General features: G+C 62.6%; 22 protein-coding genes. 14 read left to right on the top strand and 8 right to left on the bottom strand.

Annotated elements, in window-relative coordinates; all coding sequences use genetic code 11:
• Position 1: 1 nt before the first annotated feature.
• The 4 genes from ACI5KX_RS07375 to smpB all read right to left on the bottom strand — a co-directional run bounded on the left by ACI5KX_RS07375 (position 2) and on the right by smpB (position 5,408).
• Positions 2–1,507, bottom strand: a complete 1,506-nt coding sequence (locus tag ACI5KX_RS07375) for a DUF4139 domain-containing protein (protein ID WP_406810025.1) — start codon at positions 1,505–1,507, stop codon at positions 2–4.
• Between the two features lie 105 nt (positions 1,508–1,612).
• Complete coding sequence (locus ACI5KX_RS07370; RefSeq protein WP_406811338.1) at positions 1,613–4,036, bottom strand: response regulator; 2,424 nt, start codon at positions 4,034–4,036, stop codon at positions 1,613–1,615.
• A gap of 144 nt (positions 4,037–4,180) precedes the next feature.
• Positions 4,181–4,714: a DUF2062 domain-containing protein gene (locus ACI5KX_RS07365; RefSeq protein WP_406811337.1), complete on the bottom strand. Its 534-nt coding sequence runs from the start codon at positions 4,712–4,714 to the stop codon at positions 4,181–4,183.
• Positions 4,715–4,925: 211 nt separating this feature from the next.
• Complete coding sequence (gene smpB / locus ACI5KX_RS07360) at positions 4,926–5,408, bottom strand: SsrA-binding protein SmpB (RefSeq protein WP_406810024.1); 483 nt, start codon at positions 5,406–5,408, stop codon at positions 4,926–4,928.
• A gap of 97 nt (positions 5,409–5,505) precedes the next feature.
• On the opposite strand from smpB, the gene ACI5KX_RS07355 reads away from it, so the two are divergent.
• Entirely contained in the window at positions 5,506–6,576 is a 1,071-nt protein-coding gene (locus ACI5KX_RS07355) for a succinylglutamate desuccinylase/aspartoacylase family protein (RefSeq protein ID WP_406810023.1), read from the top strand.
• Here the strand turns inward: ACI5KX_RS07355 and dapA are convergent.
• Positions 6,573–7,460, bottom strand: a complete 888-nt coding sequence (gene dapA, locus ACI5KX_RS07350) for a 4-hydroxy-tetrahydrodipicolinate synthase (protein WP_406810022.1) — start codon at positions 7,458–7,460, stop codon at positions 6,573–6,575. The genes ACI5KX_RS07355 and dapA overlap by 4 nt on opposite strands.
• A 134-nt stretch (positions 7,461–7,594) precedes the next feature.
• On the opposite strand from dapA, the gene ACI5KX_RS07345 reads away from it, so the two are divergent.
• The 10 genes from ACI5KX_RS07345 (at position 7,595) to ACI5KX_RS07300 (ending at position 15,876) form a co-directional block, all read left to right on the top strand.
• Positions 7,595–9,526 carry a transglycosylase SLT domain-containing protein gene (locus ACI5KX_RS07345; RefSeq protein WP_406810021.1) on the top strand — a complete coding sequence of 644 codons (1,932 nt, stop codon included), beginning with the start codon at positions 7,595–7,597 and terminating at the stop codon, positions 9,524–9,526.
• An 8-nt stretch (positions 9,527–9,534) separates the two neighbouring features.
• On the top strand, positions 9,535–10,017 hold the full coding sequence (greB, locus tag ACI5KX_RS07340; protein WP_406810020.1) for a transcription elongation factor GreB: 483 nt from the start codon (positions 9,535–9,537) through the stop codon (positions 10,015–10,017).
• Positions 10,010–10,471, top strand: a complete 462-nt coding sequence (locus tag ACI5KX_RS07335) for a hypothetical protein (protein WP_406810019.1) — start codon at positions 10,010–10,012, stop codon at positions 10,469–10,471. Before greB ends, ACI5KX_RS07335 begins: the two co-directional genes overlap by 8 nt.
• Positions 10,472–10,516: 45 nt before the next feature.
• The gene (rlmN, locus tag ACI5KX_RS07330; protein WP_406810018.1) at positions 10,517–11,764 is read left to right on the top strand and encodes a 23S rRNA (adenine(2503)-C(2))-methyltransferase RlmN; all 1,248 of its coding nucleotides are present in this window, start codon (positions 10,517–10,519) and stop codon (positions 11,762–11,764) included.
• Entirely contained in the window at positions 11,761–12,354 is a 594-nt protein-coding gene (locus tag ACI5KX_RS07325) for a class I SAM-dependent methyltransferase (RefSeq protein ID WP_406810017.1), read from the top strand. Before rlmN ends, ACI5KX_RS07325 begins: the two co-directional genes overlap by 4 nt.
• Positions 12,351–13,001 carry an MOSC domain-containing protein gene (locus ACI5KX_RS07320; RefSeq protein WP_406810016.1) on the top strand — a complete coding sequence of 217 codons (651 nt, stop codon included), beginning with the start codon at positions 12,351–12,353 and terminating at the stop codon, positions 12,999–13,001. Before ACI5KX_RS07325 ends, ACI5KX_RS07320 begins: the two co-directional genes overlap by 4 nt.
• Before the next feature lie 125 nt (positions 13,002–13,126).
• A complete protein-coding gene (locus ACI5KX_RS07315) occupies positions 13,127–13,567 on the top strand; it encodes a glycine zipper 2TM domain-containing protein (RefSeq protein ID WP_406810015.1) in 441 nt (146 codons plus the stop codon).
• A gap of 110 nt (positions 13,568–13,677) precedes the next feature.
• Positions 13,678–14,457, top strand: a complete 780-nt coding sequence (locus tag ACI5KX_RS07310) for an SDR family oxidoreductase (protein ID WP_406810014.1) — start codon at positions 13,678–13,680, stop codon at positions 14,455–14,457.
• Complete coding sequence (locus ACI5KX_RS07305) at positions 14,454–15,134, top strand: cytochrome b/b6 domain-containing protein (protein ID WP_406810013.1); 681 nt, start codon at positions 14,454–14,456, stop codon at positions 15,132–15,134. Before ACI5KX_RS07310 ends, ACI5KX_RS07305 begins: the two co-directional genes overlap by 4 nt.
• Entirely contained in the window at positions 15,127–15,876 is a 750-nt protein-coding gene (locus ACI5KX_RS07300; RefSeq protein ID WP_406810012.1) for a molybdopterin-dependent oxidoreductase, read from the top strand. Before ACI5KX_RS07305 ends, ACI5KX_RS07300 begins: the two co-directional genes overlap by 8 nt.
• Positions 15,877–15,879: 3 nt before the next feature.
• Here the strand turns inward: ACI5KX_RS07300 and ACI5KX_RS07295 are convergent, their stop codons facing one another.
• Complete coding sequence (locus ACI5KX_RS07295) at positions 15,880–16,320, bottom strand: DUF1801 domain-containing protein (protein WP_406810011.1); 441 nt, start codon at positions 16,318–16,320, stop codon at positions 15,880–15,882.
• Between the two features lie 86 nt (positions 16,321–16,406).
• On the opposite strand from ACI5KX_RS07295, the gene ACI5KX_RS07290 reads away from it, so the two are divergent.
• A complete protein-coding gene (locus ACI5KX_RS07290; protein ID WP_406810010.1) occupies positions 16,407–17,654 on the top strand; it encodes a class I SAM-dependent methyltransferase in 1,248 nt (415 codons plus the stop codon).
• Here the strand turns inward: ACI5KX_RS07290 and ACI5KX_RS07285 are convergent.
• Positions 17,643–19,010, bottom strand: coding sequence for an acyltransferase (locus tag ACI5KX_RS07285; RefSeq protein WP_406810009.1), 1,368 nt, complete (start codon positions 19,008–19,010; stop codon positions 17,643–17,645). The two genes, ACI5KX_RS07290 and ACI5KX_RS07285, sit on opposite strands and share 12 nt — an antisense overlap.
• An 85-nt stretch (positions 19,011–19,095) precedes the next feature.
• The gene (lptB, locus tag ACI5KX_RS07280; RefSeq protein ID WP_406810008.1) at positions 19,096–19,854 is read right to left on the bottom strand and encodes an LPS export ABC transporter ATP-binding protein; all 759 of its coding nucleotides are present in this window, start codon (positions 19,852–19,854) and stop codon (positions 19,096–19,098) included.
• A gap of 184 nt (positions 19,855–20,038) precedes the next feature.
• Between lptB and ACI5KX_RS07275 the strand changes: the two genes are divergently transcribed.
• Together ACI5KX_RS07275 and ACI5KX_RS07270 are read left to right on the top strand one after the other, a co-directional pair.
• Positions 20,039–21,262: an argininosuccinate synthase gene (locus ACI5KX_RS07275; RefSeq protein WP_406810007.1), complete on the top strand. Its 1,224-nt coding sequence runs from the start codon at positions 20,039–20,041 to the stop codon at positions 21,260–21,262.
• A 932-nt stretch (positions 21,263–22,194) separates the two neighbouring features.
• Positions 22,195–22,770 (top strand): septal ring lytic transglycosylase RlpA family protein, encoded by a 576-nt coding sequence (locus ACI5KX_RS07270; protein WP_406810006.1) that lies wholly within the window; start codon positions 22,195–22,197, stop codon positions 22,768–22,770.
• The last annotated feature ends 3 nt before the right edge of the window (positions 22,771–22,773 follow it).

The following is a 22,773-nucleotide window of genomic DNA, read 5'->3' as shown; positions in this document are numbered from 1 at the left end:
CTCAATAACGCGTGTCGAAAGTGACCCGGATCACGCGCTCGCCTTCGGCGGGAACAGGCACTATCCATTTGCGGCGGTCGAAGTTGACCTGCTCGCCCGGGATATCCTCGCTGACGACGCGATAGTCATAGGCCCACCAGTAGCGATTGAGGCCGGACTGGGTGAGATCGACCTCGATCGCCTCGTCTTTCGCATTGGTGAGCGTATAGCGCATGACTGTGCGGTAATATTTTTTCGGCCGCTCGCCGGTGTATTCGCGCACGATCTCGCCATCCTCGATTACGCGGAAACGTGAAGTCCTTTCCCATTCGTCCGAGGTGATGACCTCGCGCTTTTCGACCTCGGCCTGAACCGTAATGTCGAAGGCATCGCCGGTCGCCAGCGTCAATTCGCTGCCCATGGGCGTGTGCCCGATCCGATTTTCGCCGATGAATTGCGGCGTTCCCTGGCTGTCACGCTGATAAAAGCGCACCGTCCCGGCGGGAAGCGCGTCGCCCAACCCCTGATCGCGCGATGAGGAGAATGCGATGGCGCTGGTTACGTTGACCGGATCGCTATCATTCGCGAGCCAGCCGACCTGCCGCTCATAAATCTTCCGCGCGGGGACGCCTTGCACATCGAGAAAGCTCACCTGCTTGGTCTGCGCGTTCGCGATCGTGGTACGCTCGGTGATCGGATAGAGATAGAAATCGCCAAGCCGCTCGCGATCGGCGCTTTCGGTACCCGGACGCACGCTGCCCCGGCTGCTGCCGAAACCGCGCGCGCCGCCACCATTTGGATTGCCCGCAACCAGCAGTGTGTTGGCGCGGTGGAAGGTCGTGCCCGTATTGTTGGTCAGCGTCACCCAGCCCTGCATGTCGATGGTGCCGCCCTCTTCGTTGTAGAGTGCGACATAATCGGACGACCAACCGAGACCGCTGGAGAGATAGCGCAGCGAAACCGGGCGCGACCCGGCACGGCTGCTATCGACATTGACCGACAGCGTCGGACGGGCGCGAAGGTTGGGCGGAACGCGATCGAAGATCACGCGTACCGGCAGCCCGTCATCACGCAGCACTTCAATGCGGTCGCCGATCTGGATCACCACACCCCCGGCGGTCGAGAGCACCTTGGCGCGCTCGCGGGTTTCGAATCCGGTCGCCGGATTGGTCCGCAGCAGTGTCACGGTTTGACCGATGGCCTTTTCCATCAACTTGGTCGGGGTGAGGAGGTCGTAATCGAAATTCTGTTCTATGATCGTGGTGCCGGGCGCATAGAAGCTGAGCGTCTGCGGTCGGATGCTTGCCGAAACGTCGGGAAACTCGACCCGGCTGCGCCCCTGGCGGATATCGAGCTGCCGTACGTCCTGTATCAGCGCCAGATTGCTGTTGTAGATCGTGACCGAGACATCGCCCTGCGCAGTCTCGTCCGGATCGGGAACGCTTTGCGACGAAACGCTGGCGGAAACGAGCGCCGTGGCGCTTAAGGCAGCAATCTTGAAGCTGCGGAATATTGTTTCGGATTTCATCGATCTACCCTCCCCTACACTCTCACCCTGCACAGCTTAGCGTGCGATGCAATATCGGCGATGAACGAAGTTGGGGTCTCAAGTTCACATAGGGCCGAATGGCGCTCAAACCGGATCCTGGGCGGCTTTGGCCGAGCGCATCACGCCGCCGACCTTGTCGCTGATCGCCTGCACGCTGAACGGCTTGGCGATGAAGTGCATATCGGGGATGTCGATATCCTTGCGCAGCTGTTCCTCGGCGTAGCCCGACATGAACAGCACCGGCATATCAGGGCGGAGTTTGCGGATCGCTCTCACCATGGCAGGCCCATCCATCCCCGGCATCACGACGTCGCTGACCACCAGATCGAATTCGCCGCCATTGGTGATCGCCTCGAGACCTTCTTCGCCTCCGGGGCAAGCCGTCACTTCATAGCCTGCGCGCGAGAGGGCGCGTTCGGCGACCGCGCGCACCATGTCCTCATCCTCGACCAGCAGGATCTTCCCGCCGACCGACCAGTCGGACGAGACCGGCTCGGGCGCCTCCCGCCGTTTGGGTGCTTCGCCGCGATGGACCGGGAAGTAGATCGTGAAGCGGGCCCCGATCTCCTTCCCGTTCGGGTCTCTTGCATTGTCGGCAAAGATGAAACCACCCGATTGCTTGACGATACCGTAAGCGGTCGAGAGACCGAGCCCGGTACCCTTGCCTTGCTCCTTGGTCGTGAAGAACGGCTCGAAGAGCTTGGGCAGGACGTGTTGCGGAATCCCGCCGCCGGTATCCTGCACAATGAGCACGGTGTAATCGGCCGCAGGCAGGATTTCCGAGCCGAGCTTCACCACCTCTTTCGCCTGCAGGCTGCGGGTTAGCAGCGATATCCGCCCCTCGCCGCTGCCGTTGGACTGGATCGCATCGCGTGCGTTCACCGCGAGATTCATGATGACCTGCTCGAGCTGCTGCGGGTCGGCTCGCACCGCCCCCAGATTGCGGTCGTGCTGGACGAAATAGGTTATCTTCTCGCCAAGCAGTCGCTTGATGAGCGGGCTGACCTCGCTGACCACATCGGGTAATTGGAGGATTTCCGGGCGCAGGGTTTGCTGGCGCGAAAAGGCGAGCAATTGGCGGGTCAGCGAAGCCGCACGGTTGGAATTGGCGCGGATCTGCTGGATATCATCGTAATCGCTGTCACCGGGCGTGTGGCGGAGCAGCATCAGGTCGCAGGTTCCGATGATCGCGGTCAGCACATTGTTGAAATCGTGCGCGACGCCACCGGCAAGCTGGCCCACCGCCTGCATCTTGGTGGCTTGCGCGACCTGCCGCTTGAGCTGTGTTTCTTCGGAGGAATCGGCGAGGCTCAGCAGCACTGCCGCTTCGCCCAGTCCGCGTACTCCGGCAAGCCCGAGCGAAACGGGTTCATCGGGTTGCGCGATCAGTCTTACCGGTATGTCGCCGCTGGTTGCAGGGCCGCGCCCATGACGCCGAACCGCATCGGAAAGCGCAGCCTTGTCCTCGCGCACCACGAGATCGGTCGGGAAGGCGGGCAGACCCCGACCCTCGCGTTCGATCGAGCGCAGGAATGCCTCGTTGCCGAACAGGAAGCGTCCGTCGCGATCGGTCATGGCCAACCCCAGCGGAAGCTGGGCAAGCAGTGCTTCGAGCTGCGCAACACCTGCTTGCGAGGATCCTTCCCAGCCACTGCCGATCCCGACCCCGCTGTCGATCAGCAGCATCAGAGTCGCGTTTGTGTCGGGTGCGGCATTGCGCGCAACCAGCGGGTCTTGGAGAGGGACATCCACCAGCGTCTGCGGTGTCCCGCCGCGCCCCTCACGCGCGAAATAGATGCGATCGCGATCGTCCGAGCGCAGGAAGGACACGAAGTCCTGCCCGGCGAGAGTTGCCGAAGCATCGCCGGCAGCACGCTCGGCAAAGCCCGAGCTGACCGACCGAACCACGCCGCCGGCCGTCGTGATGGCGGTCTCGATTCCCGCGCGGCTGAGCATGCGGCCAAACGGTCCGGCGAGGTCGAGATCGTCTAGGCTGTCCGCAGCCTCGGCGATAATCCTCCGAAAGCGCCAGATGAGATGGTCGTCGCCGCGCCCGGCACGGGTGACGTGGACGCTCCAGCTCTCGGTAGACGACATGGTTCCAAGCTCATCGAGCGCACCGCTACCGTCACGCCATGCCTCCCGGGCAAGGCGCGTCATCGCTGCGAGCTCAGGGCGTTCGAGCGGTAGCGAGGGTGGTGCGCTGCCGACACCGAAAGCCTCGATGAAGGCGGAGTTGGCGCACACCATCCGGTTGGCACGGTCGGTGATCGCCACCGGCTCACCGCCCGTCCCGCCCGGGCTTTCTATGGCGGCGACCGTGACCGACCAGTCCGGTGCGGCAATGCCGACATCATCGGGTACGGACCTCAAGCGGTCGAAGGCAAAAATTCCAGCGAGAAGGACGCCCAGTCCCAGCACGTATGCCAGCACCAGCACCAAGTCGGACGTGACCGCAAAAAGCACGAGCGCGCTGACCAGCAAAGCCAATGTGAGCGCACCCAGCATTGCGGGAGCGTTATCGGAAAGCCTCCCCGCCCGATCGCTGCCTTTGATGTCCGAAATTTCGTCCAGTCCGCTCAAGCCGTGCCGGTCCCGCTTTCCCTGCATGGCGTACAAACCGCGCCGAGGGATTTCCAATGATATGCGACCCTAGTTTGCCTTCAGACGCTGGTCGAGGCGGGCCTCCATCTTTTTCAGCCGTTTTGCCCGGCGACGCGCAATGATGATGCGCCAGGCCGCGCTCGCGATGAGGTAGCCGATCGAGGCTGACAGGACGGCAAGGACTCCAAAGCCGACCACGGTCACGCCGGCGACTTCGAAGACATCGATGACCCCCTGCCACGCACCGCTTTCGAGCTGCTCGTTTGCGATCCCGGAGGTGGCCGCATCGATCTGCAATGTGAAGCTCCCGACGCGATTGGCCAGCACGGCCCAAAAAGCGATCGTGAATGGATTCGTGACGAAGGTTACCAGAGTTGCAAGCGGGACATTGGCGCGCGACGGGAGCGCCAGAAACGCCGCGAGGAAGATCTGCCCGACTGGAATGATGAATGCCGAGAATAGTCCCAGCGCGACACCGCGCGGCACCGACCGGCGCGTGAAACGCCACAATTCGGGGGACAGGAAACGGTGAGCGATCGGGGCGAGGTATTTGTTGCGCGCCATCTCATCGCGCGTGGGCATGTATTTGCGGATCGTGTCCGCAGCCCAAGTGTTCTTGTTCGAAATCCTGGCGCGCTTCTTCGTCATGGCGTCGCCCCGGCCCTGCTCCTTCGGACGCAGAAGAGCAAGCGGTTGTCGTCGGAATTCGGCCAGTGTTGCATCACAATCGATATGGGTAGCTTTGGTCTCGTGACCAGAGGCTGAATCGGGACTTTGGAAATCGTCAGTCGTCTCAGCCGCGTTCGCGCATCAGCCGCGCCTTGTCGCGCTTCCAGTCGCGCTCCTTGATCGTTGCGCGTTTGTCATGCGCCTGTTTGCCTTTTGCGAGTGCCAGTTCGACCTTGGCTCGCCCCTGTCCGTTGAAATAGATCGAAAGCGGCACCAGCGTCATGCCCTTGCGCTCGACGGCGCCGAACAGCTTGTTGATCTCGCGCGCGTTCAGAAGCAGTTTGCGCGGGCGTCGCGGCTCGTGGTTGAGCCGGTTGCCGTGGCTGTATTCGGGGATGTTCGAATTGATCAGCCACACTTCGCCGTCCTTAACCTCGGCATAGCTTTCGGCGATACTCGCCTCGCCTGCACGAAGGGCCTTCACTTCGGTGCCCTGCAGCGCGATCCCCGCCTCGAACTTCTCCTCGATATGGTAATCGAACCGGGCGCGGCGGTTCTCCGCGACGACCTTTTGCTTGTCGAACTCTTTGGGTTTGGGCTTGGCCATGGTGCGCGCGAGATAGGCGCTGTTGGCAAATAAGCAAAGGCGGATGTCTGGCCCTTGGGCGCTCGCTCGCCTAAACCGGCCGTCAGGAGACCTACAGATGCACGAGCCGCAAGCCACGCCTTTCAGCATATCCGATCGACAGGTCGAACCGGGAACGGCGATGGACGTCTCGATCCCGGTCACGACCATGGCGACCGGATACGACTCGCATCTGGCGGTGCGCGTGTTGCATGGCGCGAAACCGGGGCCAGCGATCTTCGTGAGCGGTGCGATCCACGGCGATGAGATTATCGGCACTGCGATTATCCAGCGGCTCGCGCGCGAAATCGACCCGGCGGAACTGGCGGGCACTGTCATGCTGATCCCTGTCAGCAATATCTTCGGCTTCATCAGCCACACCCGGTACCTGCCCGACCGGCGCGATCTCAATCGTTCGTTCCCCGGCCACGCAACGGGCTCTTTGGCCGGGCAGTTGGCGCATGTGTTCTTCAGCGAGGTGGTCCAGCGCGCCACTCTCGGGATCGACATTCATTCCGCTGCTGTGCACCGCTACAACCTCCCCCAGGTGCGGATCGACGCCGGAAACAAGCAGCTGGTCGAACTTGCCATGGCTTTCGGCGCACCGGTCATCATCGAAGCTCCCTTGCGCGACGGCTCGCTGCGTGAACTCGCCAAGCAGGAAGGCGTGGATATGCTGCTGCTGGAAGCGGGAGAAGCGCTCCGTTTCGATGATCTCTCGATCGAAACCGGAACGGCGGGGGTCCAACGCGTGCTCGCACATCTCGGAATGATCGAAGCTGACGATGGTCTTTCCGACGTCGGCATCCCTGCTCGTTCGAACAAGACGCAATGGGTGCGCTCGGCGCGCGGCGGAGTCGCGCATTTGGCGAAGACCTCGGGCGATCCGGTGCACAAGGGCGACTTGCTCGCGACCGTCGCCGGGCTGTTCGGCGAGGACCCCGAAGGCGTTTACTCGCCCATCGACGGCATCGTGATCGGCCACGCGACTCTGCCCGTGGTGCACCAAGGCGATGCGTTGTTCCACATCGCCAGCGTCGCGCACCCGGAGCGCGTCGGCAGGCGGATCGAGGGCATCACCGAAGCGATCCTCGCGAGTGAACCCGAAGGCTTTGCCGAGGCGCTGCTCGATGAAGACGAGGTGATCTAACCTTCCAGAATCCCCGCATGCACCAGCGCTTCGTCCACCGCGTTCCGCGAGGCTTCGCTGGCGTTGACGAGCGGGAGCCGGACATCGGGCTCGAACCAGTCGTGGACCCGGCTGAGCGCATATTTCACCGGCGCGGGGCTCGCATCGGAGAACATGGCGTAATGAAGCGGGAACAACCGGTCGTTGAGCTCGCGCGCCTTCTTGAGGTCGTTGGCGGCGATCGCTTCATGGAATTCTGCGCACAGCGCCGGGGCGACGTTGGCGGTCACCGAGATCGCCCCCCTGCCCCCGGCTGCCGCGTGCGGCAACCAAAGCTCGTCATTGCCCGAAAGCTGGCAGAATTCGCGCCCGATGCCCATCCGGTGATCGGCCACACGCGACAGATCTCCGCTCGCATCCTTGATCGCCACGATCCTGTCAGGGTACTTCTTGACCAATTCGACGACGGTCTCGTCCTCGATATCGGTCACAGTGCGGCTCGGCACGTTGTAAAGCACGATCGGCAGTTCGGTGTTCTCGGCAAGGTAGCTGAAATGCGCGATCAGGCCCGCCTGGCTCGGGCGGTTGTAATAGGGTGCAACGCACAGGCCCGCCGCGGCGCCGGCCTTCTTGGCGAAGGTCATGTGCAAAACCGCGTTCATCGTGTCATTCGAGCCGCATCCGGCAATTACCGGAACCCGTCCGGCTGCCTGCTCGATGCAGACCTCGATCACCCGGTGGTGCTCGGCATTCGACAGGGTCGAGGCTTCTCCGGTGGTCCCGCAGGGAACCAAAGCCGCGCTGCCTTGCTCTATCTGCCAGTCGACGAGTTTGCGAAACGCGGATTCGTCGAACGATCCGTCGCGAAAAGGAGTCGCCAGAGCGGGTATCGAACCGCTGAACATTGCTTTATTCCACCATCCATCAACTATATAACAAACCGGGGTGATTTCTCGTTATCGAGCAGCCCCGTTAAGCGCCTGATAAGGAGCCGATCGGCACGATGTCCAGCATGGCCTGCAAATTGCTTTCTTCCCCGATGATTCTGGCAGCTCTTGCCACAACCGGCATTGCGACGTTGGTGCCGCCGGTTTCGGCGCAATCCGGCGATCGGTCGCGTGGAACAAGCCTCGTCGCGCAACAACCCGGTGCAATGGCGGCAACGCTTTCGCTGTGGGAAGGCCTGCATGACAACAAGCGCCAGTTTGCGTTTTCCGATTACGCCGGGTTTGTGTTGCGCTACCCCGAATTCCCGCGCACCCGGGTCCTGCAGCTTCGTGCCGAAGCCACGCTCGACGACGAAACGCCCTCGCAAGCCGAGGTGCTGCGGTTCTTCGACGCGCACCCGCCGCTCACAAATCGGGGACGCGCGCTTTACGCGCTGTCGCTGGCTGCCGCGCGGCGGGATGGGGCGGAAGAAATGGCGCGCGCGGCTTGGCGCGGCGGGCAGATGAGCGACCCGGCCGAAGCCTACATTCTCGGGTTGTTCGGCAGCTCCTTTACCGCTGAAGACCATGCAGCGCGGATAGACGCCCTGCTGTGGCAGGGCGAAGCCGAAGCTGCCTCGCGCCAGATCATCAACCTTGCCGAGAAAGATCGTCCGCTTGCCATGGCGCGCCTTGCGTTGCTGCGCGGAACGACGCCGATGGAAGCGGGGCTGACCATTCCGCCGAGCGCGATGCATGACGCTGGCTATATCTTCAATCTGGTCAACCACTATCGCGCAAAGGGTCAAACGGCGCAGGCGATCCAGTTGCTGGCCACACGGCCGGATGCCCATGCCCCGGCCTTCGATGCCGAAGCAATGCTCGGCGACATGCTTGCCGTGGCGAAAGCCGCAAGCGCTTCCGACACAGTCCGCATCGCCACACGGATCGACGACCTGTTCGAACCCGGTCAGGATATCTCGCAAGGCTCCTTCCGCCTCAGGGACCGCTACACCGATCTGATGTGGATGGGGGGAACCAATGCCCTGTGGCGCCTGCGCGATGGGAAGACTGCTGCCCCCCTGTTCGAACGCTATGGCAACGCTGCACAAACGCCGCTCACCCGGGCCAAGGGATTCTACTGGGCCGGTCGCGCCGCGCGTCAGGCCGGGATGGAAGACCAGGCCCGGACCTATTTCCAGATGGCGGCGCAGTACCCGCATTACTATTACGGCCAGCTCGCGCTTGGAGCGATGGGCAAGACCATGCCCGAATTCGCCGATCTTCCCGCGCTTGAAATCGATGCCGCAACACGCGCCGAGTTCGAGGCTCGCCCGCTGGTCCAGGCAATCCGGTATATGGCGCAGAATCGCCGCGACTGGCGCACCGAACGGCGCTTTTTCGAAGCGATCGGCGAAAGCGCCAAGACCCCTGAAGAGCTGTACCTTGTGAATGAACTCGCGAGAACGACAGGTCTTGAGGAAATGGCTGTCGTGGTCGGCATGGAAGCCGGTGTTAATGGCCTCGAGGGCTTCGAACGGGTCGGCTTCCCGACCGTCGATGTCCCGGTCGTCAACGACTGGACCATGGTCCACGCGATCAGCCGACAGGAAAGCGAATTCGATCAGTACCGCCAGAGCCACGCTGGCGCACGCGGGGTGATGCAGCTGATGCCGGGCACCGCCCGCGAGCAGGCGGGCAAGCTCGGCGTGCAATACATGTCCGCCAGCCTGTTCGAGGATCCCGACTACAACATCCGTCTCGGCGATGCCTATTTCGCACGGATGATGGATTATTACGGGGGCGCCTATCCGCTAGCCGTCGGTGCATATAACGCCGGACCGGGGCGCGTGAACCAGTGGCTCCGCATGAACGGTGATCCGCGCAAGGGCGAGATCGATTGGGTAACCTGGGTCGAGAAGATCCCGGCCAATTTCGAGACCCGATATTACATCATGCGCGTGCTCGGAAACGCGGTGAGCTATTCGCACATGTACCCGGAAAAGGCCGGGATCCCGCGCACGATCGACCGTTTCATGCCATAAGCCGCCCGATGGCGAGCAAACCCGGACCTCCTATCACCCCGCAGGGCATGGCCGCGCTCAAGGCGCGCTACGACCATCTGCTGGGCAAGGAACGCCCCGAGGTCGTCGAAATCGTCAGCTGGGCGGCGGGCAATGGCGATCGCTCGGAAAACGGCGACTACCTCTATGGCCGCAAGCGCATGCGCGAGATCGACCGCGAGCTGGGCTACCTAGCGCGCCGGATGAAGGCATTGAGGGTCGTCGATCCCGCCAATCAGCCGGACAAGGACCGCGCGTTCTTCGGCGCCACAGTCGAGCTTGCCGACGAGGACGACGAAAGAAAGTTCGTGACGCTGGTCGGCGATGACGAGCAGGACGCGGGATCCGGGAGGATCGGATGGAATTCTCCCATGGCGAAGGCGTTAAAGGGTGCATCGGTCGGGGATTGGAGAACCGTGAGACTTCCCGGCGGCGCGAAAGAATGGGAAGTGATGGCGATCAGATATGATTAGAATTGCCACCTTTGCGCTGTTCGGGCTGCTCGCCGCGCCGCTCGCGGCGAAGGACAGTCTGGGCGTCTATTCGAACTGGGCCGCGTTTCGCGATGCGGAGACCCCGCGCTGTTATGCGATCGCGAAACCGCGCGGGCGCAACGCCAATTCGGCATTTGCCAGCGTGGCGACCTGGCCGCGCCAAGGCATCCGCAATCAGGTCCATTTCCGCCTTTCTCGGGCGGTTGGGAATGGCGGCACGGTACGACTGAGGATCGGGACCAAGAATTTCGAATTGACGGCACGGGGCCGCGATGCCTGGGCGAAGGACCGCCGCGTCGATGCGGCGATCGTAGCCGCGCTGCGCTCGGCGGAAACGATGCGGATCAGCTTGCGCGGCACCTCGGACCGGTACGACCTCGCCGGAGTGGCAACCGCGATGGACGCCGCGGTCGTCGGATGCGCAGAACTCTAGCCGACTGGTCAAACCGCGCGCACCGCACTATATGCGCGCCCAATCATGGCAGATACGACCCTCATGAGTATCCCCGGGCAGGTGGACCCGGTTCCCGTCGCGCGTGACATCACGCCGCGCGCCGATGGCCGTATCGACCTGATCGGCCTGCCGAAGTCGCGCATTCGAGAGCTGTTCGCCGACGCGGGCCTCGACACAAAGCAGGCGAAACTGCGTGCCAAGCAGGTATTCCACTGGCTGTATCATCGCGGTGTCACCGATTTCGAAGCGATGACCGATATCGCCAAGACGATGCGTCCGTGGCTCGACGAACGTTTCGTCATCGGTCGCCCCGACGTGGTCGAGGCCCAGCATTCGACCGATGGAACCCGCAAGTGGCTGCTCAAGACCGCCGACGGGCACGATTTCGAGATGGTGTTCATCCCCGACGCCGATCGCGGGACTTTGTGCATCTCGAGCCAGGTCGGCTGCACTTTGAATTGCACCTTCTGCCACACCGGCACGATGCGGCTGGTGCGCAACCTCACGCCAGGCGAAATCGTCGGGCAGGTCATGCTCGCGCGCGATGCGCTGGGTGAATGGCCCAAGGGCCGGATGGACGGGCTGGGTGAAGATGCGGATCGCGGTCACTACACCGCCGACGGCCGCCTGCTCACCAATATCGTGCTGATGGGCATGGGCGAACCGCTCTACAATTTCGATCACGTCCGCGATGCCATGCACCTTGTGATGGACGGCGACGGACTCGCCCTGTCCAAGCGCCGCATCACGCTCTCGACCAGCGGTGTCGTGCCGATGATGGAGCGTTGCGGGCAGGAAATCGGGGTCAACCTCGCGGTGTCGCTCCACGCAGTGAACAAGGACGTGCGCGACGAGATCGTGCCGCTCAACCGCAAATACGGGCTCGAAGAACTCCTCCAGGCCTGCGCCGATTATCCCGGCGCCTCGAACGCCCGGCGCATCACCTTCGAATACGTGATGCTCAAGGACAAGAACGATAGCGACGAGGATGCGCGCGAGCTGGTGCGGCTGCTCAAGAAATTCGACCTGCCTGCCAAGGTCAACCTCATCCCGTTCAACCCCTGGCCCGGCGCCGAGTATGAATGCTCCGATCCCGAGCGAATCAAACGCTTCTCCGACATCGTGTTCGAGGGCGGGATCAGCGCGCCGGTTCGTACCCCGCGCGGGCGCGACATCGATGCCGCGTGCGGGCAGCTGAAGACGGCAGCGCAGAAGAAGAGCCGCGCCGAACGCGACCGCGAGGCCGCTGCGGCGGCCGAAGCGAACGCGTGAGCATCGACCCGGCCACGTACGAATTCTATCAATCGCAGGCTCCGCATTATTCGTTGAGCAGCGCAATCTCGCACAGCCGCGATCTCGACGGCTTCCTCGATCGACTTCGGGCCGGGGCCCGCGTTCTCGAACTCGGCTGCGGCGGTGGGCGCGATGCTGCCCGGATCGCCGAGAGGGGCTTCGATCTCGATGCTACCGACGGCATTCCCGCCATGGTCGCCAAGGCAAATGAGCGGCACGATATCGGCGCTCGCCTGATGCGCTTCGATGAAATCGATGCGACCGGCAAGTATGATGCGGTTTGGGCGCATGCCTGCCTGCTGCACTGTCCTCGTGCCGAATTGCCCGACATTCTCGGGCGTATCCACCGTGCGCTGCGCCCCGGCGGCTTTCACTATGCCAGCTACAAGCTCGGCGATGGCGAAGGCCGCGACCTGCTGGGTCGCCTCCACAATTTCCCCGATGCCGAATGGGTTTTACAGACATATCGAGAAGCCGGGTTCGAACTCGTCGAAAAACACATCTTTGCAGGAAAAGGCAGCGACGGAACGCAGCGTGACTGGATCGCTGTGACCGTCGAGAAGCCATGAACCATATTGTCGAGGCGATCTGCACCGGCACCGCGCGGCCCTTCAACGGGGTCGAGACCAGCGCGATCGCCAAATATCCGCGAGAGGGCATGGTGCAGATTCTCGAGGACGGCTTCGCGCCCGATGAACAGGCCGACCGGCGGGTCCATGGCGGTCCGGAAATGGCGGTGCACCTCTACCCGCTCGATCACCACGCATTCTGGCGTGAACGACTCGGCAATATCGAATTGCTCGACCAGCCGGGAGCTTTCGGATCAAACCTTGCCGTGCGTGGGATTTCGGAGCGCGACGTTTATATCGGCGACCGTTTCCGGCTCGGGTCTGCGCTGCTCGAAGTCAGCCAACCACGCCAGCCCTGTTGGAAGATCGAACACCGCTTCGGCTCGATGACCGAAGCCACTGGCATGGTAGCCACCATTATCAAGACTGGCCGCAGCGGTTGGTATTTCCGAGTGCTGGAAATCGGAGAAACCGAGGCGGGCGACAGCCTTGAGTTGGTCGAGCGGGCGCACGAAGACTGGAGCGTCGCGCGGACATTTGCGGCTCTGTTCGGCAAGGATGCGACCTACGAGGAACTCGAGGATTTGCAGTCTCTGCACCGGCTTGCGCCGAAGGCGCGAGCGAAGGCGGCGGCCAGATTGGGGTAATCGTTCGGCTCATCGCACTTCGGGGTCGGGCCGTCGGCAATCCAAGGTAAGCGACACGCTGTTAATCCGACGTTCGCATTTTATGAACCAGTCTCGCATCACGAATTGATGGAAAGGTGGAACCAATGACACTTCAAGCCGCCCTAATCTCGGTCGCTGCATTCGGATCGCTTGCCGGTCCCGCTCAGCCCGCCGACGATTTTGTCGCGCCCGCACTCACCGATGCTTTGGCACCGGCCAGCGTGGCGCTAACCATGGATCCGCCGGCGCACGCCCCTGCCCATGGCCGCCGCGCGAAGGGCAAGCGCATTTACGACGATCGTGGTTATTACCTCGAACCGCGCCGCATCACGCGGAGCAGCTATGTTTGGCGCGGGCGCGACGGGAAATATTACTGCAAGCGCGATAACGGCACGACCGGTCTGGTGATCGGGGCCGGTGTCGGTGCCTTGGCGGGCCACGAGCTTGCCGGGCGCGGCGACAAGACGTTGGGCGCACTTCTGGGTGCCGCAATCGGCGGTGTGATCGGTCGCGAAATCGATCGCGGCAATCTTCGCTGCCGCTGATCCCGATCCTGTAGAATCGAAACGGCGCTGTCGGCCATAGAGGCCGGCAGCGCCGTTTCGTTTGCGCCTTCGATTGAACGAGGTCGCGCGCACTGATAGGCCGATAGGTAATGACCCAGCCCGCTGTACTCATAACCGGTGGCGCGACCCGGATCGGCGCGGAAATCGCGCGTGGCTTTGCCGCCGCCGGATGGCATGTAGTGATCCACTACAACTCCTCCGCGAGCCCTGCCGACGAGCTGGCCGCGAGCCTGCCATCCTCCGAAACAGTGCGGTGCGATCTTCACGACGATGACTCCGCAGTGGCGATGATCGCCGATCTGGCTCGGCGACTCCCCGACTGGCGTTGCCTGATCAATTCGGCTTCGGTTTTTCACTACGATGGGGCAACCGATCTCGATCCGGCCACGAACCGGGAAGCGATGCAGGTCAACGCTCTTGCCCCCGCGCGCATTTCGCAAGCGTACCTTGCCCGTGCAGCGAGCGAGGGCATCCGTTGCGTCATCCAGATCACCGACATGAAGATCGCCAACCCCAACCCCGATTTCTTCAGTTACACGATGTCGAAGCATGCACTGGCTGCGACCATCGGGATGCTTGCCAAGGGCGCAGAGAACGTCCGGGATCGGGTGTACGGGATCGCTCCGGGAGCGATCCTAGCGAGCCATGACCAGAGCGAAGAAGAGACCGAGGTCTCGCACCGGCTCAACCTGTTGAAGCGCAAGACCGACGCCGGCGAAATCGTCGATGCCGCGCTGTTCCTTGCGCAAGGTCATCTGCGGAGCGGCGAGACCCTGTTCATCGATAGCGGACAGCATCTGCTCGATCAGGATCGCGATGTCATCTGGCTGGCGCGCGAAAGGATGAACGCTCGGAAGGCCTCGGCATGAAGCGCCACCGGCTCAGCACCCGCCTGTGGCACTGGATCAACGCGGCGGCGCTGATCGTGCTGTTCATGTCGGGCCTCAACATCTCCAACGCGCACAGGTATCTTTACTGGGGAGATTATGGCTTCGACCCGGCGGATGCGTGGACCAGCGTCATCCGCTTTCCGGCGTGGTCGACCCTACCCTTCGGATATGATCTCGCCGCCGCCCGCGATTACCACACGCTGGCGGCATGGGTGTTCGCGGCGGCGTTGCTGTTCGGATGGATCGCCATGTTGGTGAACGGCCATTTCCGCCGCGATCTCATGACTTCGCCGAAGGAGTGGAAGATCACCGAACTCGTCAAGGAGGTGTTCGCGCACCTCCAGGGCAAATTCGACCGACAGCACTCCAAGTACAACACTCTGCAGAAGATCAGCTATGGCGTCGTTTTCGGCGTAATGCTGCCGATGATGGTCTTCACAGGTCTTGCCATTAGTCCCGGGATCGAACCGGCCGCACCATGGCTGGTCGACATCCTCGGCGGCAGGCAATCGGCGCGCAGCCTGCATTTCATCTTCGCCTGGGCGCTGTTCGCCTTCTTCGTGGTCCATATCGTGATGGTGCTGCTGTCCAACCCGGTGAAGCAGATTCGCGAGATGATTACCGGTGGTCGCAACGAGGAGACATCCCTTGGCTGACATCAAACGACGCAGCCTGCTGGCCGGAATTGCCGCGCTGGGAGCGGGCGCTTGCTCCAAGATCGCTAGTAGCGATACCGGGCAAAGCCTTTTCGATGCGGCGGAAGACTGGCACCGCGCCGCGCACCGCGCTTTGGCGGGTCGACAGAAACTGGCTCCGGAATACGCGCCCGAAGACCGGTCGCCGACTTTCAAGGGCAACGGCTCGCTGACAGTCGACACGCCCGAATATCGCGCCGAACTCGCCAACGGATTTGCCAACTGGCGCCTTGCCGTGGGCGGACTGGTCGAAACGCCCTTCAGCCTGTCCATGGACGATTTGCGTGCCCTCCCCCAGCGCGCCCAGATCACACGCCATGATTGCGTCGAGGGGTGGAGCGCGATCGGCGAGTGGACCGGGCCTCAACTGTCGGCGCTGCTCGACCGCGCACAAGTGAAGCCCGAGGCCAACTTCATCGTCTTCCGCTGTGCCGACACGCTTTACGGGCGCGACTATTACGAGAGCGTCGACATGGTCGATGCCTACCACCCGCAAACCATCGTCGCGCATCTGCTCAACGGCGAGCCGATTCCTGAAAAGAATGGCGCGCCGCTGCGCATGCGGATCGAGCGGCAGCTGGGCTACAAGCACGCCAAATACCTGACTGCGATCGAAGCGGTCGCAAGCCTTAATGGCATCGGCGATGGCAAAGGGGGCTTCTGGGAGGATTTCGGCAATTACCAATGGTACGCCGGCATCTGAGCCTTACTCGGGCGGATAGACCCGCTGCATCGTCGCCCAGTCCTTTTCGAGCAGTTCCTTGAGGACATCCATGTCCACATCAGCGAGCTTGTTGATGTAAAGGCAGCTCTTGCCGGTCTTGTATTTGCCGAGCCGGGATAGCGCTTCCTCGCGTTCCTTCGCGGCGATCTCGTCGCAATAGCCACCCATCAGGTAGAGCGAATGCTTGGCCTTGCGCGGACTGAAGCCGGTTCGCATCCAGTGGACGTCGCGCCCGCTGGCATAGGTCGTGTGATAGTCACCATAGCCGATGATCGACGGCCCCCACATCTTCGGTTCCTCACCGGTCACCTTGCGGAACAGCGCATCGAGCGCTTTGGCGTCCTCGCGCTTGGATTCGGGTTCGACCGCAGCGATAAAGTCTGCCACAGACGCATCCGTCGGGGTGGTTTTTGCTTCTGCCATGCCGGTCAGCCTACCCCGATTGTTGACAGCGGCAATACCCACGGCACTATTTCCAATTCTAAACCTGCCAAACCCACGGAATTACAATGAGTAAGACTTTGCTGAACAAGTTCCTGTCCAAAGGCGTGACGCAAGGGCGCCTCGGCGTCGTATTCGCCGATGGCAGCGCGCAGACTTATGGCGAGGCAGCGCAAGGTTTCCCCGACATCGTGATCCGCCTCGCCGACAGCCGGGTGCCGCGCGACATCATCATGGACCCGCGCCTTGGCGCTGCCGAAGCGTTCATGGACGGTCGCCTCATTATCGAGGAAGGCGATGTAATGGGCCTCGTTACACTGCTGCGCGCCAACAATCCGTGGGACCAGGGCGGCGATATCGACCCGCCCAGCGTGCTGCGCCGGATCGGGAACGCCGCCGGATACGCGTTCGAGAAGGTCAACGACCGGATCAGCGCCAAGAGCAATGTCGCCCACCACTATGACATCGGCAACGATCTCTACGCGCTCATGCTCGATGAGGAGCATTGGCAATACAGCTGCGCCTATTGGCCCGAAGGCGTCGAGACGCTGGGCGATGCGCAGACCGCCAAGCTTGCGCACATCGCTGCAAAGCTCGCGATCAAGCCGGGTCAGACGGTGCTAGACATCGGCTGCGGCTGGGGCGGCATGGCGATCTTCCTCGCCAAGCATTACGACGTGAAGGTCACCGGGATAACACTGTCCGAAGAGCAGGTTGCGCTCGCCCAAAAGCGCGTCGAGGAGGCGGGCGTCGCCCATAAGGTCTCGATAGAGCTCGTCGACTACCGCGATTTCGCCAAGGCTGGCCGCAAGTTCGACCGGATCGTTTCGGTCGGCATGTTCGAACATGTCGGCCAGCCGCAGTTCGAAACCTTCTTCGCCGCGTGCGCCAACCTGCTGACCGATGACGGCGTCATGCTGCTGCATACGATCGGGCGGCTTGGCTCGCCCGGGTCGACCGACGCCTTCACCCGCAAATACATCTTCCCGGGCGGTTATATCCCTGCACTTTCCGAAACGGTCGAGGCGTCCGAAAAGTACCGCCTGCTCGCAACCGACGTCGAGACGCTGCGCATCCACTACGGCAAGACGCTGCGGTGCTGGTACGCCAACTGCATGGAGCACAGGGACGCGATCGTCGACATGTACGACGAACGCTTCTTCCGGATGTGGACTTTCTATCTCGCCGGTGCCGCGACGGTCTTTGAGTATGGCAGCATGTGCAACTACCAGATCCAGTACACCCGCAGCCGACACGCCCTACCGCTTACGCGCGACTATATCGAGGCCGAGGAGAAGCGCCTTCTAGGAGGCTGACTGTTTGCCGGCCCTGCCACGCTTGATCAGACCATAAACCGGCCCGAATCCCATAAACGCCGCGCCGATAAACGGAGCCGCCACAACCCACAGCCGCACACCGGTGATGGCTTCCGGGCTGGCGATGCTGATCGCCGCTGTCATGGCGAGGCCGATACAGATTAGCAGCACGCCCAGCATCACTCTCAGCTTGGGCACCGTCCGCCCTCCCCGCACCGGACCGAAGGCGCGTTCGTGGCGCGCGAAGATCGCGATCATCGGCAGCAGGGCGGCAATGTAGAGCGCAAACCATATCGGGCGGCTCAGCCACCAGCCTTGCGTCCCGGGGTACAGATCGAGCCCGATCCCGCCCATCACCCAGGCGAGCACCATGACGAGAACGAAGGCGGTGAGGTGCCACAGATAGACCGTCATGATCATTCCGTTCATCAGCACCGTCGCGGTCCATAGTTTCAAGCTCTGAAGCATCTTGCGCCCGGCCGGCTCGAGCGCCAGCACCAGCCCGGTCTGCATCACGCCCAGCGCCAGAAGTGCGATCGTCGGCGGCATCGAATTGGTAATCTCGGCACCCGGAACGCCGATCATCGCGACCGGATACGGGCCGTAGACCGTCAGCCCGATCAGGGCCGCGAGCGCCGCGGCAAACCACACCATTGCCATCGCCCGCGTGGCGAACACGCCGCTTCGCCAGGCGAAGCCGAGCTGGTGGATGCCGACCCAGACGAACAGGAAGTTGAGGAAATTGATATAGGGCACGCCCTGCGACAGGGTCAGCCAGTCGATCAGCACCGCTCCGGCTACCAGCGCAAAGAAGCTCGCCAGGCCGAAGCGCTGCCACAGCCGGAATGTGATCGGGGTGAGTGCGGTCACCAGCAGGTACACCGCCAGGAACCATACCGGGACCAGCGCCAGCTGAGTCGCCATGCGCACCTGTCCGCGCTCCATGCCGAGCTGCGTCATAGCAAGTGCGAGGACACCCCAGAGCAGCAGCACCGGGAAGACCGGCGTGATCAGCCGTTGCACCCGGCTCGCGAACCAGTCGCGATAGACGCCGGTCGCGCCGTCTTCCGCTTTGCGCAGCTGCGCCTCCCAGCTCACGCCATTGGAATACCCGCCGACAAGGAAGAAGATCGGCATCACCTGAAAGCCCCAGGTCAGCCATTGCGACCACGGGAGGATGCCAAGCAGATGCCCGCCCTGCACCGCACCGCTCGCGTCAATGTAGGGTGCGGCGACCAGCCAGTGTCCGATCACCACGGCCATGATCGAAAGCGCACGCAGAAAATCGACCCAGCGATTGCGATCGGGCGGAGCCATTTCCGCAAGCTCGCGCGCTTTATTCCACATTTTCAGCATGATGATCCCCGGCAACCCGTTCAGGCGCTAGATATCGGGACATTTCCCGCCAGCACAAGGCATATCGAGACGAGCCGCGTCTTCGTCAGTCGCGCGATCCCAGATAATGGGCGATGACTTCCGGATCGTGCGCCATCGCTTCGGGCTCGCCTTCGAAGATCGTCCGTCCGCCATCGATTACATAGACCCGCTCGACGATGCCGAGCATCTCTTTCACGTTCTGGTCGGTGATAAGGATCCCGATCCCGCGTTCCCGCATGGCGAAGATCAGTTCCTTGATGCTCGCGATGGTCAGCGGGTCGATCCCCCGAAATGGCTCATCAAGCACCATGATCACCGGCTCCAGCGCCAATGCCCGCGCAACCTCGCAGCGGCGCCGCTCGCCGCCCGAAAGCGAAGTCGCCATGGCGTCGCGAAGGTGCGACAGCTTGAGGCTGTACAGCAACTCCTCCAGCCGCTCGGTCCGGGTCTCGCGCGCCGGTTCGGAAATCTCGAGCATGGACATGATGTTCTGCGACACGGTCAGCCCGCGAAACACCGATTGCTGCTCGGGCAGGTAGCCGAGGCCGAGGATCGCCCTGCGGTAGAATGGCAGCCGCGTCACATCGGCTCCATCGAACATCACCCGGCCCATGTCGGGTCGTTGTAATCCGAGCATGCACTGAAAAGTTACGGTCTTTCCCGCCCCGTCCGGACCGAACAGCCCGACGATCTCTCCCTGGGCGACCTGGAGCGAAATCCCCTTGAGCGCTTCGTGCTTGCCGAACCATTTGTGGATGTCGATGACCTCGATCCGCGACGGTGCCGCCGCGGTGGCGCTTTCCTTCGCTGGATCGCCCGACATTTCCATTGCCAAAATCCGTCCCAATCCCTGCGCATGGCCCGCCAGCAGCGAACCGGCAAGCGTCTCCGCTCGGGCTTCTATAACCGATTTGAATGCAACCCGTCAGGCAGGAAGCCGCAACCCGACCATTGCCGAGCGCCGCTCCCCCTGCTAGCCGCCGCGCGAACCAGCCAGGGATACATACATGTCGGACATCAAGCGCGTAGTCCTCGCCTATTCGGGCGGCCTCGACACTTCCGTGATCGCGAAGTGGCTGAGCGTCGAGCGCGGACTCGAAGTCGTCACCTTCACCGCCGATCTTGGCCAGGGAGAAGAAATCGAGCCGGCGCGTGAGAAAGCCCGCGCGATGGGCATTCCGGACAAGCACATTTTTATCGAGGACCTGCGCGAGGAATTCGTGCGCGATTTCGTGTTCCCGATGATGCGCGCCAACGCCCGCTACGAGGGTGACTATCTGCTGGGTACGTCGATCGCCCGTCCGCTTATCTCCAAGCGCCTGGTAGAGATAGCGCACGAGACCGGGGCCGACGCCATCGCCCACGGCGCGACCGGCAAGGGCAACGATCAGGTGCGCTTCGAACTGTCTGCCTACGCGCTCGACCCCGCCATCAAAGTGATCGCTCCGTGGCGCGAATGGGACCTCACCAGCCGCACCGCGCTGATTGCGTGGGCGGAAGCGCACCAGATCCAGGTGCCGAAAGACAAGCGCGGCGAAAGCCCGTTCTCGACCGATGCCAACCTGCTCCACACCTCTTCCGAAGGCAAAGTGCTCGAGGATCCGTGGGAAGAGACGCCCGATTACGTCTATTCGCGCACCGATCATCCCGAGGATGCGCCCGACACGCCCGAATACATCACCATCGATTTCGAGCGGGGCGACGGCGCAGCGCTCAATGGCAAGGCGATGAGCCCCGCGACGCTCCTCGCTGCGCTCAACGATCTCGGCCGCAAACACGGCATCGGCCGACTCGACCTCGTCGAAAACCGCTTCGTCGGGATGAAATCGCGCGGCATGTACGAAACACCGGGCGGCGAGATTTACGCTCGAGCGCATCGCGGGATCGAGCAAATCACGCTCGATCGCGGCGCGGCGCACCTCAAGGACCAGCTGATGCCGAAATATGCCGAACTCATCTATAACGGATTTTGGTTCGCGCCCGAGCGCGAGATGCTGCAGGCAGCGATCGACCTCAGTCAGGAGAAGGTTTCGGGCACCGTCCGGCTCAAACTCTACAAGGGACAGGCCAGCGTCGTGGGTCGAAAATCAGCCAACTCGCTTTACTCGGAAGCGCATGTGACATTCGAGGACGACGCCGGAGCCTACGACCAGCACGATGCGGAAGGCTTCATCAAGCTCAATGCGCTGCGGCTGAAGCTGCTCGCACAGCGCGACCGGACACGCGACTGATTCGACTTGAAGCGAGTCGCGAGACGCAATTTCATTACGAAAAGCAGGCATTCACGCGCAATCGAAGCGATTCCGGAATGGTTTCGTTCCTAGAGAAAGCCGAAATGCGACGAATCGATGACTTATCCACCGTCGTCCACAAGTGATCTGGGCAAAAGTGGAAAAGTCGACCTTGCCACCCTTGCCGAAACGGCGATTCGGGAGCAATCTCAAACTGTCTTCGGAACAAGAAGGCATTGAAAAACAGACCGCAAGGCGCTGAATTTCAACGGTTTCAAAGTTCCAAAGATGCGGTGGCATCTGTCCACGCGCTGTCTGAGAGACGGCATGCAGAAGGTCTCGGCCGGACGCAAGTCGGATCGTTTGAGGAAGTGCGAAGCGGTGTCATCGGAAAGGCCGAAGATTTGGTCGGCGATCGAGGAGGCTACCGGGTAATGCCGGAAGCAGCCGTTCGAGAGAGCAGACAACACAGGTCATCGGTCTCGGCTCTGCCCGAGGGAAAACCGTGCAGGCGGAAGGCTTCGGCCCAAAGCGAGCACGGCAGACCGCAAGCAGGTGCCGGATGCCGGCGCGAGCGCCGGTGACAGAACGCGGTCCTTAGGGAACGCGGAAAGACATCGGGCGCCAAGCGCTTCCGAAACTGGCCCGCCTTCGGGTGCAAAGGGAAGGAAGACCACGCGCTGGTGAGAGTGGGGTCGGCAGCAATGCCGGCCCCATTTGCTTTTGGGCATCGTGTTCCTGTCCTGATGAATACAGCGCCTTTCCGGGGGCTTCGACGAACGCATTTCGTCGTGGATTCCACCCGTTTGACGCCCAGAAGCGCTACGATTGCGCCGCTTCGAAGGCCCGCAATTTGCCCCGCAGCGCCTCAAGCGGCTATACGCGTGCCACCGGGAGTAGGAAACCGACAGGACCTTGGGGGAGGTTCGACCATGCCAACCATGCACCGCAGACGACCATTTCGCACGCGCGCCATCCGCGCCTTCGCGCCCTTCGCGGCACTGCTGTGCGCGTCTTCCGGAGCCGTCGCTGCTGCGGACGGCGAAGACCCCGAGCACTCCGGCTCGACCGCGATGGCCGAGACCATGCCGCATATCGATCCGCCCTTCGCCGCCGAATTCGAACCCTTCGCCGGCGCGCGTCCCGACCTGCATATCCCCGTCACTGCCGTCGATCTCGACAGCATCGATCCGCCGGTCGAAGATCCGGTCGTTCGCAGCCTCGGCACCGGCGTCGCCTCATATTACGGGCGCCGCTTCCATGGCCGCCGCACCGCCAATGGCGAGCGGTTCGACATGCGCGGCATGACTGCGGCGCACAAGACGCTGCCCTTCGGCACCAAAGTCCGGGTGACGAACCCGCGCAACGGTCGCAGCGTCGTCGTCCGCATCAACGATCGCGGCCCCTTCGTGCGCGGCCGCACGATCGATGTCAGCCGCGCCGCCGCGGAAGAGCTCGGCATGGTCAGCCGCGGCCACGCGCGGGTCGAGCTCGACGTCGTCGAGTAAGCC

The organism is Erythrobacter sp. GH1-10 (assembly GCF_045363165.1).
Lineage (GTDB): Bacteria > Pseudomonadota > Alphaproteobacteria > Sphingomonadales > Sphingomonadaceae > Erythrobacter.
Note: the sequence above shows the minus strand (reverse complement) of the source record. Positions and strands in the feature narration are given on the sequence as shown.

Bases quoted from the DNA above. Each gene is read 5' to 3' on its own strand.
- ACI5KX_RS07375 (WP_406810025.1), bottom strand. From the start codon at position 1,507: ATGAAATCCGAAACAATATTCCGCAGCTTCAAGATTGCTGCCTTAAGC.
- ACI5KX_RS07370 (WP_406811338.1), bottom strand. From the start codon at position 4,036: ATGCTGGGTGCGCTCACATTGGCTTTGCTGGTCAGCGCGCTCGTGCTT.
- ACI5KX_RS07365 (WP_406811337.1), bottom strand. From the start codon at position 4,714: ATGCCCACGCGCGATGAGATGGCGCGCAACAAATACCTCGCCCCGATC.
- smpB (WP_406810024.1), bottom strand. From the start codon at position 5,408: ATGGCCAAGCCCAAACCCAAAGAGTTCGACAAGCAAAAGGTCGTCGCG.
- ACI5KX_RS07355 (WP_406810023.1), top strand. From the start codon at position 5,506: ATGCACGAGCCGCAAGCCACGCCTTTCAGCATATCCGATCGACAGGTC.
- dapA (WP_406810022.1), bottom strand. From the start codon at position 7,460: ATGTTCAGCGGTTCGATACCCGCTCTGGCGACTCCTTTTCGCGACGGA.
- ACI5KX_RS07345 (WP_406810021.1), top strand. From the start codon at position 7,595: ATGATTCTGGCAGCTCTTGCCACAACCGGCATTGCGACGTTGGTGCCG.
- greB (WP_406810020.1), top strand. From the start codon at position 9,535: ATGGCGAGCAAACCCGGACCTCCTATCACCCCGCAGGGCATGGCCGCG.
- ACI5KX_RS07335 (WP_406810019.1), top strand. From the start codon at position 10,010: ATGATTAGAATTGCCACCTTTGCGCTGTTCGGGCTGCTCGCCGCGCCG.
- rlmN (WP_406810018.1), top strand. From the start codon at position 10,517: ATGGCAGATACGACCCTCATGAGTATCCCCGGGCAGGTGGACCCGGTT.
- ACI5KX_RS07320 (WP_406810016.1), top strand. From the start codon at position 12,351: ATGAACCATATTGTCGAGGCGATCTGCACCGGCACCGCGCGGCCCTTC.
- ACI5KX_RS07315 (WP_406810015.1), top strand. From the start codon at position 13,127: ATGACACTTCAAGCCGCCCTAATCTCGGTCGCTGCATTCGGATCGCTT.
- ACI5KX_RS07310 (WP_406810014.1), top strand. From the start codon at position 13,678: ATGACCCAGCCCGCTGTACTCATAACCGGTGGCGCGACCCGGATCGGC.
- ACI5KX_RS07305 (WP_406810013.1), top strand. From the start codon at position 14,454: ATGAAGCGCCACCGGCTCAGCACCCGCCTGTGGCACTGGATCAACGCG.
- ACI5KX_RS07295 (WP_406810011.1), bottom strand. From the start codon at position 16,320: ATGGCAGAAGCAAAAACCACCCCGACGGATGCGTCTGTGGCAGACTTT.
- ACI5KX_RS07290 (WP_406810010.1), top strand. From the start codon at position 16,407: ATGAGTAAGACTTTGCTGAACAAGTTCCTGTCCAAAGGCGTGACGCAA.
- ACI5KX_RS07285 (WP_406810009.1), bottom strand. From the start codon at position 19,010: ATGCTGAAAATGTGGAATAAAGCGCGCGAGCTTGCGGAAATGGCTCCG.
- lptB (WP_406810008.1), bottom strand. From the start codon at position 19,854: ATGTCGGGCGATCCAGCGAAGGAAAGCGCCACCGCGGCGGCACCGTCG.
- ACI5KX_RS07275 (WP_406810007.1), top strand. From the start codon at position 20,039: ATGTCGGACATCAAGCGCGTAGTCCTCGCCTATTCGGGCGGCCTCGAC.
- ACI5KX_RS07270 (WP_406810006.1), top strand. From the start codon at position 22,195: ATGCCAACCATGCACCGCAGACGACCATTTCGCACGCGCGCCATCCGC.